Here is a 12,172-nt window from a genome sequence, read left to right as displayed (position 1 = left end):
ATTCATTTCATGGCGTCATTCCATGGTGCGGTCGCCCGACGCCTCCTCCGCGGCCCTCATCCGCTCCTCCGCCGCCGCTCCCAGGCGCACATGCACCGCGGCCACCAGCGTCTCCACCACCGCCACGGGCGCCACGATGCTGTCGAACGGACTGGGCGCCTCGACCCGCACGGGCAGCACGACATCGGCGAACTCGGCCACCGGAGACAGCCACGGGTCGGTGAACAGCACGATCTGCGCGCCGCGCTCGTGCGCATAGCGGGCGAGCTCCACCGTGTCGCGCTGATAGCGCCGGAAGTCGAAGACCACACACACCTCCCGCCGCCCGAGATCCACCCGGAAGCCGCCGTCCCCGCCGGGGGCCGGTGTGTGCACCTGGGTGCCCGGCCGCAGCAGTCGCAGATGCAGATCCAGGTACTCGGCCAGCAGGCGGGAGAACCGCCCGCCGAAGCTCACGATCCGCTTCGCCGGGTCGCAGATCAGCTCGGCCGCCCGGTCGAACTCCTGCTCCGGCAGCGCGGCGAAGGTGTGGTGCAGCGCGCCCCGGCCGACCTCCTCCGCCGCCTCGACCAGGTCCGAGGTCGGTGAGCTCTCACTGACCACCGGCCGCAGGGTCAACGGCGAGGCACGGCGTGCCTGCACCTCGTCCCGCAAGGACTGCTGGAACTGCCGGTAGCCCTCGAAGCCGAGCCGGGCGACGAAGCGGACGACGGTCGGCGGGCTCACCCCCGCCCGTCCGGCCAGCCCGGACGTCGACTCCAGGCCCGCCGCGGGGTAGTGCGCCATCAGCGCCCGAGCGATCTTGAGCTCCGCGGGCGACAGGGAACCCTGGACCCGCCGCAGCCGCTCGGCCACCGTCGTCCCCAACTCCTGGCCCGCGCCCCCGTCCCCGCCCGCGGCCGACGGCTCCCCGCGCTCTCCTGGCCGACCATCCATCCGACTGCCTCTCCACTTGGTGACCACATGACACCACACCGCGCCGGGGCGCCCGCACGGCCGCGGGGAGGCGGCAGAAACGCCGTGGTGCCGCGGCTCCGCAACGGAACCGCGGCACCACCGGGACGCCCGCCGGGCCGGCTCAGACCAGCATCTCGTACGCGGGCAGCGTCAGGAACTCCGCGTAGTCCGCGTCCAGCGCGACCCTCAGCAGCAGGTCATGGGCCTGCTGCCACTTGCCCGAGGTGAAGGCGTCCTCGCCGATCTCGGCGCGGATGGCGGCCAGTTGCTCCGCGGCGACCGTGCGCACCAGGTCCGCGGTGGCCTTCTCGCCGTTCTCGAAGACGACCCCGGCGTCGACCCACTGCCAGATCTGGGAGCGGGAGATCTCGGCGGTCGCGGCGTCCTCCATGAGGCCGAAGATGGCGACGGCGCCGAGGCCGCGCAACCATGCCTCGATATAGCGGGTGCCGACCTGGACGGCGTCGATCAGGCCCTGGTAGGTGGGCTTGGCGTCGAGGGAGTCGATGGCGATGAGGTCGGCGGCCGACACCGAGACGTCCTCGCGCAGGCGGTCCTTCTGGTTCGGTTTGTCGCCGAGGACCGCGTCGAAGGAGGCGCGGGCGACCGGGACCAGGTCGGGGTGGGCGACCCAGGAGCCGTCGAAGCCGTCCCCGGCCTCCCGGTCCTTGTCGTTCCTGACCTTGGCGAGCGCCCGCTCGTTGGCCTCCGGGTCGCGGCGGTTGGGGATGAAGGCCGCCATACCGCCGATGGCGTGTGCACCGCGCTTGTGGCAGGTGCGGACGAGGAGTTCGGTGTAGGCGCGCATGAACGGCGCCGTCATCGTGACCGCGTTGCGGTCCGGGAGGACGAACTTGGCGCCGCCGTCACGGAAGTTCTTGACGATGGAGAAGAGGTAGTCCCAGCGGCCGGCGTTCAGCCCCGAGGCGTGGTCGCGCAGCTCGTAGAGGATCTCCTCCATCTCGTACGCGGCCGTGATGGTCTCGATCAGGACGGTGGCGCGCACCGTGCCCTGGGGGATGCCGACATAGTCCTGGGCAAAGACGAAGATCTCGTTCCAGAGACGCGCCTCCAGATACGACTCGGTCTTCGGCAGGTAGAAGTACGGACCCTTGCCGAGGTCCAGCAGACGCCGGGCGTTGTGGAAGAAGTACAGCCCGAAGTCCACCAGGGCACCGGGCACCGGCCGCCCCTCGAACTGCAGATGACGCTCTTCCAGATGCCAGCCGCGCGGCCGCATCACGACCGTGGCGAGCTCCTCGGCGGGCTTGAGGGCGTACGACTTGCCGGACGCGGCGTCCGTGAAGTCGATGCGGCGCTCGTAGGCGTCGATCAGGTTGAGCTGCCCGGAGACGACGTTCTCCCAGGTCGGCGCCGAGGCGTCCTCGAAGTCGGCGAGCCAGACCCTGGCGCCCGAGTTGAGCGCGTTGATGGTCATCTTGCGGTCGGTGGGGCCGGTGATCTCCACCCGGCGGTCGTTGAGCGCCGCGGGGGCCTCGGCCACCTTCCAGCTGTCGTCGGCGCGGACGGCCGCGGTCTCCGGGAGGAAGTCCAGCGTGCTGGTCCGGGCGATCTCGGCGCGGCGCTCGGCGCGACGGGCGAGCAGCTCGTCGCGGCGCGGGGTGAACCGGCGGTGAAGCTCGGCGACGAAGGTGAGCGCGGCGTCGGTGAGGACCTCTCCCTGGCGTTCCGGGGTGTGCGCGGGATCGACTTCGACGATGGCCAGCGGGGACGGCGCTGGTGCGGACATGAGCTGTCACTCCATTCAGCGACGGTGCCCGGCGGCCGCCGGAACGCCGGGCGGCACGGGGTGCCGCGGGCTCCCGGATACGGTCGCGGGCGCCGACTGGGTTCAGGGCGCTTCTGACCAGTGGAGACTAGTTTCCTTATCGCGGAACTTCAATGGTTTGTTGATGTCGAGATTCTCCGGCTCGACACAAGCGGTGATCGAATGGCTCTCGGTGCCACGCCGATCACTCTCCATTACTCCCGCCCCGGCCCCGGAACGTGCCGCCCGCCACCCGCTCTCACTCCAGCCGGTGAAGATCCTCCGGCGTGTCGATGTCGTACGGCTCCGCGATATCGGCGCACTCGACGAGGGTGAGGGCGTCCGCATGCCGCCGGAGATAGTCGCGCGCACCCCGATCGCCCTCCGCGGCGGCCGCAATGCCCGCCCACCGGTCGGCCCCGAAGAGCACCGGGTGGCCCCGCCGCCCCCCGTACGCCGCTGACACGAGCGAGCCGCGCCCCTCGTACGCCCCCACCACCCGCGCCACCGCCGCGGCGCCGATCCCCGGCTGGTCCACCAGGGACACCACCGCCGCATCCGCCCCGGAGTCCGCCAGTGCGGCCAGCCCCACCCGCAGCGAAGAGCCCATGCCCTGCGCCCAGTCCGGGTTCTCCGAGATCCCGTACGCCGCGAGTTCGGCCCGTTCACGCACGGAAGCGGCGGCCGCACCCAGCACGATGTGCACCGGGTCGCAGCCGCCGTCCCGCAGCGCCCGCGCGGCGTGCTCGACCAGCGGCCGTCCCCGGTGGTCGAGCAGTGCCTTGGGCCGTCCCCCCAGTCGCCGCCCGCCGCCCGCGGCGAGCAGCAGACCGGCCACCCTCCCCGTGCCTCTCGGCGGCGTCGGAGGCGTGGGGGCTGTCGGAGCTGTCGGTGCCATGAGGACTGCTTACCTCATGGCACCGCGCTCCGCGGCCCGTTGGGGTGCCCGGCCGGGTCAGGCCGCGTCACCGGCGGCCCGTGGCCGGGGGATATGCGGTCGGAACCGGTCGCGCAGCTGGTGCGTCCGTTCCTCCGCCCGCCGGCGCTCGGCGACATAGCGGTCTATGTGCTCCATGGTGATTTCCGAGGCGTCCGACAGCCCGTACGCATGGCAGATGAGTTGGACGACGCTGACACCGCGCGGGTTCGAGCCGTTCTCGGGGCCGGACTGGGACTCCATGGCACTCTCCGATCCAGTGATATGCCGGATATTTCCTCGAAAGGGAGAATGCTCCATCGACTCGGACCATACGCGTCGGACCGCGAGCGCCCACACCAAAGGGTGCCGTGGGGAACGTATGTGCCGACGCATCATCAAGTCATGTATGGGTATGGCGCGTGAGGGCTGATGTGGGGCGGCCCGGTCATCGAAACCTCGCCCTCAGGGCAGTCGAGCCGTAACTCTCCTGCCTGCTTGTTGGCGCCGCTTCTCCTGGTGAGCGGGCCAGCCAACTCTGCGCGCATCCGGTTTTTTCGCTCTCCGTATGGCGCGATCAGCGCAGAGTGGCGTTAACTGTCCCGCATCGCGGAACGGGCAACGGCTTTGGAGGACGCCGTCGTTGTGGAACAGCTGCAGAAGGACCGACGAGTGACCGGGGTCGAGGGCGATCCACGGGTCCAGGAATTGCGCGGGGCAGTGGCCCGACTGCGCCGTCAGCTGGCCGTACTTCCAGGGGAGTTACCGGATCGAGGGGCCGCCGATGACGAGCTGGCCGCCTTGGACGCGATGGTGAGTCACGGGATGCCCGAGGTGCCTCGGCTGCGTCGTTCGCTGCTGCTGATCGCCGGGGCGGTCGGATCGGTGAGTGCGCTGTCGCCCGCGCTGGCAGAGGTGCGCGAGGGCATCGACCGCTTCGGCGAGTTACCGCGCGCCCGGTAATCCCCAGCGCGCGGCCCGGTCCGGAGCTCCGCGCGCCGGCGTGCCACACCGGCGCGCGGACCGGTGACGCGCGCCGAGGGACGGGTGAGCGGACCGGCGCCGTACGCCGAGGCGCCGGCACGCGGACCGGCGCGTACGTCCAGGTGGCTGGGGTGTGCGGACCGCCGCCCGCCGCCCCCGGCGGCCGTGCCCGCCCCCGCTAAGCCGGCGTCTGATTCGCCAGCGCCACCGACAGCTGTGCCGCGACATCCTGCAGCACCGGCACGATCTTGTCCGTCGATGCCTCGGTCACGCGGCCGGTCGGGCCGGAGATGGAGATCGCCGCCGAGGTAGGGGAGTTGGGCACCGGCACCGCGAGGCAGCGGACGCCGATTTCCTGCTCGTTGTCGTCGACCGCGTAGCCGAGGCGGCGGACGTCGGCGAGTGCTTCGAGGAAGCGGTCCGGGTCGGTGATCGTCTTCTCGGTCGCGGCGGGCATGCCCGTACGGCCGAGCAGCGCGCGGACCTCCTCCGGGGAGTGGTGGGCCAGTAGGGCCTTGCCGACGCCGGTGGAGTGCGGCAGCACCCGGCGGCCGACCTCGGTGAACATCCGTACCGCGTGCCGGGACGGGACCTGGGCGACATAAACGATCTCGTCGCCGTCGAGCAGCGCCATATTGGCCGTCTCGCCGGTCTCCTCGACCAGACGGGCCAGGAACGGGCGGGCCCAGGTGCCCAGCAGCCGTGAGGAGCTCTCGCCGAGCCGGATCAGCCGGGGGCCCAGCGCATAGCGGCGGTTGGGCTGCTGGCGGACGTAGCCGCAGGCGACGAGCGTGCGCATCAGGCGGTGGATGGTCGGCAGCGGCAGCCCGCTGCTGGTGGAGAGCTCGCTCAGGCCGACCTCGCCGCCGGCGTCGGCCATCCGCTCCAGCAGGTCGAAGGCGCGCTCAAGAGACTGGACGCCGCCGCTGGCGCCTGGCTTGGCTTCGGCGGCGGAGGGGCTGGCGCTGGACGGCGGCACAGAGCGTTCCTTTCGGGCGGGTCGGACCGGTCTCGGCTGGGGCGTGCGGGCGCCGGGCCCGACCGGAGAAGCCTACCGGTCCCCTTACGTTGACACATGGACTCTCGCACACTCGTTCCCGCCGGTCAGGCCCGCTTTGTCCGGCGGAGTGCGTCGCCGGGCACGCGTCTAGCTGCGATCTCCTGGGCGGCGCCAGTAGCCGTAGCTACATTCTGCTGCGCGAAAGATACTGTCCATTCTGTGGAATCGTCCACGTCGTGGCATGCCCTGGAGGCTGCACTCCTCGGCGCGTGATCCAGTTGGAGGGGCCTTGACGGGCCGGGATCCGGCGTGAAGACTCATTCAACAGACTGTTGAAAGACTGTTGAAGCCGCAGATCGCGGATCGCTCCGGCGTGAAGGACGCGCTCCGGATGCCCCGCCCCCCCGGCGGCCGTGCACCCCACCCGCCCGCACGCCACGATGAGAACAGCTACGAGAAGGGGACCGGGTGTCCGAAACAGAGCTGGTGCTGCGCTCGCGGCGCGTCGTCACCCCGCAGGGCACGCGTGCCGCGTCCGTCGTCGTCAAGGGCGGCAGGATCGCCGCGGTGCTGCCGTATGGCGACCCGGCTCCGGCCGGGGCGCGGGTCGAGGACTTCGGTGACGATGTCCTGCTGCCCGGCCTCGTCGACACCCACGTCCACGTCAACGACCCCGGCCGCACCGAGTGGGAGGGCTTCTGGACGGCCACCCGCGCGGCCGCGGCCGGCGGTATCACCACCCTCGTGGACATGCCGCTCAACAGCCTCCCGCCCACCACCACGGCCGCCCACCTCGACACCAAGCGCGCGGTCGCCCGCGGCAAGGCGCATATCGACATCGGCTTCTGGGGCGGCGCGATCCCCGGCAACGTCAAGGATCTGCGCCCGCTGCACGACGCCGGGGTCTTCGGCTTCAAATGCTTTCTGTCGCCGTCCGGCGTCGACGAGTTTCCCGAGGTCGACCAGGCACAACTGGCCGCCGCCCTCGGCGAGATCGCGGGCTTCGACGGCCTGCTGATCGTGCACGCCGAGGACCCGGGCCACCTGGACGCGGCACCCGCACCGCACGGCCCCAAGTACGCGGACTTCCTCGCCTCCCGCCCGCGCGCCTCCGAGAACGACGCCATCGCCGGGCTGATCACGCTCGCCCGGCGGCTCGGCGCACGGGTCCACGTCCTGCATCTGTCCTCCAGCGACGCGCTGCCGCTGATCGCCGCCGCCAAGCGCGAGGGCGTCCGGATCACCGTCGAGTCGTGCCCGCACTTCCTGACCCTGACCGCCGAGGAAATCCCGGACGGCGCAACGGAGTTCAAGTGCTGCCCGCCGATCCGGGAGGCGGCCAACCAGGACGCCCTGTGGGAGGGCCTGGCCAACGGGACCGTCGACTGCATCGTCTCGGACCACTCGCCGTCCACCGCCGACCTCAAGACCGCGGACTTCGGCGCGGCCTGGGGCGGCATCTCCTCCCTCCAGCTCGGCCTGCCCGCTATCTGGACGGAGGCCCGCGAGCGCGGCCACAGCCTCGACGACGTGGTGCGCTGGATGGCCACCGCACCGGCGGCGCTGGTCGGCCTCGGCCAGAAGGGCGCCATCGAACCCGGCCGGGACGCGGACTTCGCCGTGCTCGCCCCCGAGGAGACCTTCACCGTCGACCCGCAGGCCCTCCAGCACCGCAACAAGATCACCGCGTACGCCGGAAAGACCCTGTACGGCGTCGTACGGTCCACCTGGCTGCGCGGCCGCCGGATCAACGACGGCACCACCCTCGCCGAGCCCACCGGCGAGCTGCTCGAACGGCCGCACCGCGCATGACCGCCGACCGAACAACTCACTCGGCGACGGAGTTCCAGAACATGAGCTCGTACGCCTGGAGGAGGCGGCCGTAGCGGTGCGCGGTGGCCGGCTGGGCCTGGCCGGTGTCGAGGCCGTGCTGGACCGCCTGGCGGGCCTGTGTGCCGATGGCCGGTGCGGGCTCGGCGAAGAAGTCGAAGAAGGCGCGGGCCGCCTCGGGGAAGTCGTAGTGGTCCCGCATCGCCGCCGCGACGGTCGCGCAATAGGCGCCCCAGGCGGCGAAGTTGGCGGTCAGGGCGATCGCCACATCGGCCGGCTCGCCGCCCAGCGCGAGCCGGGCCGCGTAGGACGGGTACGCCTGACAGCCTGGCCGCGGCTGGTACTCCGTGATCTCCCGCTCGGTCAGCTCACAGGCGTCCGCGAGCCCGGCCAGCTGCTTGAGGGCCAGCGTCTCGCCCCGGGCGAGCAGGTCGAAGAAGTCGGCGACGGGCGGGTCGCCGTCCGCACGCCGCGCCAGATGCTGGAAGCTGAGGCGGTCGGCGGCGATCACCTGGTGCTGTTCGAGGGCGAAGGTGGCGAATACGGAGCGCGGCGCCGCACCCGCCTCGATCTGTCCGACCAGCCGGTTGGCGGCGGTGTCCGGGGTGAGCGCGCGGACCGCGTCGTCCAGTACGGCGGCCGCGGTCGGACGAGGGGCATCGGGAGCGGTTCGGGCCATGGGTCGGTCTCCTCCGGGGCGAGGGCGGCGGCCAGCACCTCAGATTAGGGCGCGGGCGGCCGCGGCGGGGGAGATGGCGCGATGCCCTCGGTGTGCCACTCCCTCGGCGCACACCTCAGTGCACCACCACCTCATTGACCTCGGGCGCCACGGTCCCGGCCCGCCACACCAGCCGGACGCCCCCGACCGGGCCGTCGCCCGCGGCGAGCCGTGTATAGGCGCCGGACAGTGTGCCGAGCGTGCGCCAGGCGCCGCCCCTACGGACCTCGACGCGGGCCGCTCCGGTCGGCGCGCCCTGTGGCCGCAGCACGGTCACGGAAGAGGCCGCGCGGGGTGCGTCGGGCGTGAATTCCAGCGTGTCGCCGGGCTGCGCGGCCCGCGCCGCGCGGTAGACGGTCGCCGGATCGCCGTCCGCCGCCGAGCGCAGCGCGCTGCCCTCCGCCGCGGGCGGGCCACCGGCCACCGTCCCGGCGTCGGCCCCGGCCACCGCGAACTCCCGCACCACCAGCCAGTTCTCCTGCGCCTGTGTGGCCCGTGCGCGGACGTACCGGGCCCGGACACCGGCCGGCGGCTCGACCCGCACCTCGGCCTTCCCGTCGAACGCGGCCAGCCGCTGCCAGTTCTTCCCGTCCGATGAGTACTCCAGGACACCGTGCCGCAGATAGTCGTCCGGGCTGCCGTCCTTGCCCATCGCCAGCGTGACCGTCCCCAGGGGGCGTTCGGTCCGCAGATCCAGCGCCACGGAGGAACCGGCCTTGGGCGCCGCGCCGCTCCAGAAGTACGTGGCGTCATCGCCATCGGTCATACGGGAGACCGCGTTGTCCTGGTAGACGGAGAGATCCGTGGACCCCTTGGGGCGGCCGGTGACCCCCAGCGCCCTGTCGTGCGCGGCCACCGCGTCCTCGACGAAGGTGTCCAGCACCCCGTCCGCCACCAGCACCGGAATCCTCTTCCCGGCCATGTCCACGTAGACGAAGGACCGGGCGGTACGCACCAGCTCCGGTATCTGCTGCCGTAGTTGCCAGGCGCGCGCACCGTTGCCCGCCTTGGTCGCCTCCACCAGCCGCAGTGCCGTACGCGCCGCCGCGCCCCAGGCCCGGGTCGCGTCCAGCCACGGCTCGCTGTCCTGCACAAAGCCCCGGTCGGCGAGCCGTTCACGCAGCACCGCCGGTGCCTCCTCCAGGTTCCGCAGCGCCGCGTCGAGCCGCCGGGCCTCGCCGTCCGTACCGAACTGCTCGATGGCGGCGGCCAGTTCGGGTGCCTGCTGCGGGTTGAGCGCGGAGGCGTAGTGGGCGTCCGCGAAGGCCCGCAGCGCCCGTGCCGTACGGGCATCGCCACCGGCCAGCTCATCGATCGCCCTGCCCCAGGAGGTCCGGGCGTCATACGCCGTGTCGTTCCACGCGTAATCCGCCACCGTGTACAGCGCGAGCTTGGACGCCGCGGGCTGGATCATCGGATTCGCGGTGATCCCCGCCAACTGCTCCGGCAGCCCCTTCTCCCGGCCGTTGAACGGCCCGAGCAGCAGCCGGTTCGTCACATAGTCATTGACCGGATAGTTGTCCCAGGTCAGGATCGGGTGCCCGAAGACCTCCCGGGCCTGCCGGGCCTGGGCGACGGTCATCGTCGGCGCGATCACCCCCACCCCCGTCCACTCCACCAGCACATCCTTGTCCAGCTGGGTGGCCAGCGCCTTCTTGTACGGCGACGGCTTCACGTCGTAGTACTCGGTCGGCACCATCTGCAGCGGCTCTGCGCCCGGATGCCCGGCGATGAACTCCTGGTTGACGCGGTTGAGCAGATGCGCCTGCGCGGCACCGGCCGCCCCGCCGCCGGTCCCGAACCGGTCCTTGTCCGCCGCACAGTTCCAGTCCGTGTAACTGATGTCATCCAACGGCACCGCGAAGGTCCGCACACCGATGTCCCACAGCGTCTCGAACTTGGCGGTCAGCGCCCGGAGATCCGCGTCGGAGCTGTAGCAGACGGACAGCCCCGGGGAGAGTGCGTACGTGAACTCCACATGCCGCTGCCGCGCCCGGTCCACCAGTTCCTTGATCTGCGCCAGCTGCTCCGCCGGGTACGGATCCCGCCACTTCTCCCGCAGATACGCATCGTCCTTCGGCGAGTACACATAGAGGTTCATCTTGTGCGCACCGTAGAAGTCGAGCTGGTCGAGCCGGGCCCGGTGCGACCAAGGGGTGCCGTAGAACCCCTCGATGACGCCGCGCAGCGGGGTGGCCGGCCAGTCCCGTACGACGGTGCCCGGCACCCGGGCGCCCGGCCGCTCCGTGTGCGGCAGCAGTTGCCGCAGCGACTGCGCCGCGTAATACGTCCCGGCGGCGTCCTTGCCTGCCAGCGCGATCCGCCCCTCGCCGACGGCCAGCGCATACCCCTCGGCGGGCAGCCCGTCGGCGCCCCGCCCGCCCAGCTCCGTCAGCGCCCGCGCCGCCCCCGGACCGTCCACGAACACCGACAGCTGCCCGCCGCCCGGCGCCCGCCCGGCCCGTACGACCCGCTGCGCACCGGCGTCCTTCAGCGCCTTCTCGACGACGGCCAGCGCCGGTGCGTCGGCCCGCGGTCCGGTGACGACGGTTACGGATGGGGTGATGGTGATCCGGTCGGACCGGCTGTGGACGGAGCGGGGGGTGGGGGAGAGGGCCCGGGATGCGGAGCGGGGAGTGGCGGAGTCGGTCCGGGAGCCGGACCGGGGTGTTGAGGAGACGGCCCGGGAGTCGGCCCGTGAAACGGACCGGGAAACGGCGCCGCCGGGGCGGTCGCGCGCGCCGTCCCGTTCGGCCGTCCCTCCGGAGCCCGGCGGCCCGGCCATGCCCGTCAGGGGGATCAGAGCCAGGGCCACGGCCAGCGCGGTGGCCGCCGCGGTGCGCGTACGGTGCATCCTTCGGTCCTCCTCGGTGCGGCGAGGTTCAGGGACGAGAGTCGTACGAACCCTTCGCGCCAGCAGAGTTCACCTGGCCGCCGCACCGGGGCAATGGACTTTCGGGCCGAAGGGATGGACGTTGTCGCCTGGAGGAGCACCGGCGAGGCGCCGCCCCAACCGGGAAGGCGCGCCACCAGGAAGGCGCGCAATACGCAATGCGCTAACGGGAGTTCGCGGCAATCACCACAAGACTCATCATCGCCAGCAGCACATGCGTCGCGACGACATAGATGAACACCCGCACGTACAGCCCGCGCGGTGGCTTGTTCTCGACGTACTTTCGCGCGGGCACTGCCTCGGTGAGTGGTTCCGCGGACGGCTGAGCTGCAGGAACGGTCTGATCGGGCACCACGTCGGGTCCTTCCCTCAAATACGGCGCCGGGGGCTCACAGCCCGCGGCGCCTCGTGTCATCGCCGCCGAGACACAGCTCGGCGGCCCCGCTCTGCAGAAGCGTGTGGACGAACAGCAGCTCCACCCCGCCCTGCGAGGCGGCGGAAATCCGGTGCGGGGTCAGCGAGTCGAAGTGCGCCGCGTCCCCCGGTTCCAGGACCTGCACGGCCGCGCCCAGCGTCAGCCGCAGCCGCCCCTTGAGGACGTACAGCCACTCCTCGCCCGGATGGACCCGCACCAGATCGCCCTGCGCCCGCTGCGGCACCAGCACCCGCAGCGCCTGCATCGCCCGCCCGGCGCCGCCCGCGGTCCAGTACGTCCAGCCACCGGCCTCCGACGGCTCCGCCCGCCCGGCCCGCACAATCGGGTCCCGCTCCGCGGCGGTCTCCCCGAGCAGGTCGGATACCGTGGTGCCGTACGTACGGGCCAGCGCCAGCAGCATCGGCAGCGACGGCTGGCGCCGGCCGGTCTCCAGCCGCGACAGATGCGCGGGCGAGAGCCCCACCAGCCGGGCCGCGGTCTCCAGCGTGAGGCCACTGCGTCGCCGCAGATCACGCAGGCGCGGCGCGACGGTGGACAGCTCATCCGGTGGCGCGCCGGTGGGCTCGTCGGGGAGCTCGGTCATATCCCCGGTATAGCGACCTTTCACCTCCCGGGCAAAAGATTTGCCTCAGAGGCAAATGCTCCCGGGGGTCATACGGCCCGCTCCGCC

Annotated in this window: 11 protein-coding genes; 2 read left to right on the top strand and 9 right to left on the bottom strand. The window is 71.9% G+C overall.

Going from position 1 to position 12,172, the window contains the following annotated elements; all coding sequences use genetic code 11:
* Window positions 1-15 precede the first annotated feature (15 nt).
* The 4 genes from STRTU_RS06775 to STRTU_RS06760 all read right to left on the bottom strand — a co-directional run bounded on the left by STRTU_RS06775 (window position 16) and on the right by STRTU_RS06760 (window position 3,905).
* Window positions 16-936 carry a MurR/RpiR family transcriptional regulator gene (locus STRTU_RS06775; protein WP_246240165.1) on the bottom strand — a complete coding sequence of 307 codons (921 nt, stop codon included), beginning with the start codon at window positions 934-936 and terminating at the stop codon, window positions 16-18.
* A 142-nt stretch (window positions 937-1,078) separates the two neighbouring features.
* Window positions 1,079-2,707: a malate synthase A gene (gene aceB, locus STRTU_RS06770; protein WP_159742708.1), complete on the bottom strand. Its 1,629-nt coding sequence runs from the start codon at window positions 2,705-2,707 to the stop codon at window positions 1,079-1,081.
* A gap of 277 nt (window positions 2,708-2,984) precedes the next feature.
* Entirely contained in the window at window positions 2,985-3,563 is a 579-nt protein-coding gene (locus tag STRTU_RS06765; protein ID WP_159742707.1) for a nucleotidyltransferase family protein, read from the bottom strand.
* 117 nt (window positions 3,564-3,680) lie between these two features.
* Window positions 3,681-3,905, bottom strand: coding sequence for a hypothetical protein (locus STRTU_RS06760; RefSeq protein ID WP_159742706.1), 225 nt, complete (start codon window positions 3,903-3,905; stop codon window positions 3,681-3,683).
* Window positions 3,906-4,313: 408 nt separating this feature from the next.
* On the opposite strand from STRTU_RS06760, the gene STRTU_RS06755 reads away from it, so the two are divergent.
* Complete coding sequence (locus STRTU_RS06755) at window positions 4,314-4,604, top strand: DUF5955 family protein (protein WP_159746740.1); 291 nt, start codon at window positions 4,314-4,316, stop codon at window positions 4,602-4,604.
* Between the two features lie 199 nt (window positions 4,605-4,803).
* Here STRTU_RS06755 and STRTU_RS06750 read toward each other — a convergent pair whose 3' ends face one another.
* Window positions 4,804-5,604 carry an IclR family transcriptional regulator gene (locus STRTU_RS06750; protein WP_159742705.1) on the bottom strand — a complete coding sequence of 267 codons (801 nt, stop codon included), beginning with the start codon at window positions 5,602-5,604 and terminating at the stop codon, window positions 4,804-4,806.
* Window positions 5,605-6,093: 489 nt separating this feature from the next.
* Here STRTU_RS06750 and allB point away from each other — a divergent pair, with 489 nt between their 5' ends.
* On the top strand, window positions 6,094-7,437 hold the full coding sequence (allB, locus tag STRTU_RS06745; protein ID WP_159742704.1) for an allantoinase AllB: 1,344 nt from the start codon (window positions 6,094-6,096) through the stop codon (window positions 7,435-7,437).
* 16 nt (window positions 7,438-7,453) lie between these two features.
* On the opposite strand, the gene STRTU_RS06740 is transcribed toward allB, so the two are convergent.
* From STRTU_RS06740 to STRTU_RS06725, 4 genes are all read right to left on the bottom strand, one after another.
* Complete coding sequence (locus tag STRTU_RS06740) at window positions 7,454-8,134, bottom strand: thiaminase II/PqqC family protein (RefSeq protein ID WP_159742703.1); 681 nt, start codon at window positions 8,132-8,134, stop codon at window positions 7,454-7,456.
* 115 nt (window positions 8,135-8,249) lie between these two features.
* On the bottom strand, window positions 8,250-11,027 hold the full coding sequence (locus tag STRTU_RS06735; protein ID WP_159742702.1) for a glycoside hydrolase family 84 protein: 2,778 nt from the start codon (window positions 11,025-11,027) through the stop codon (window positions 8,250-8,252).
* Window positions 11,028-11,229: 202 nt separating this feature from the next.
* Window positions 11,230-11,418, bottom strand: coding sequence for a DUF6126 family protein (locus STRTU_RS06730; RefSeq protein WP_159742701.1), 189 nt, complete (start codon window positions 11,416-11,418; stop codon window positions 11,230-11,232).
* Between the two features lie 37 nt (window positions 11,419-11,455).
* Complete coding sequence (locus tag STRTU_RS06725; RefSeq protein ID WP_159742700.1) at window positions 11,456-12,085, bottom strand: helix-turn-helix domain-containing protein; 630 nt, start codon at window positions 12,083-12,085, stop codon at window positions 11,456-11,458.
* Window positions 12,086-12,172 lie beyond the last annotated feature (87 nt).

Origin of the sequence: Streptomyces tubercidicus (genome assembly GCF_027497495.1) — a bacterium.
Taxonomy (GTDB): domain Bacteria; phylum Actinomycetota; class Actinomycetes; order Streptomycetales; family Streptomycetaceae; genus Streptomyces; species Streptomyces tubercidicus.
The sequence above is the reverse complement of the archived record's forward strand: the minus strand, read 5'-3'. Positions and strand labels throughout refer to the sequence as shown.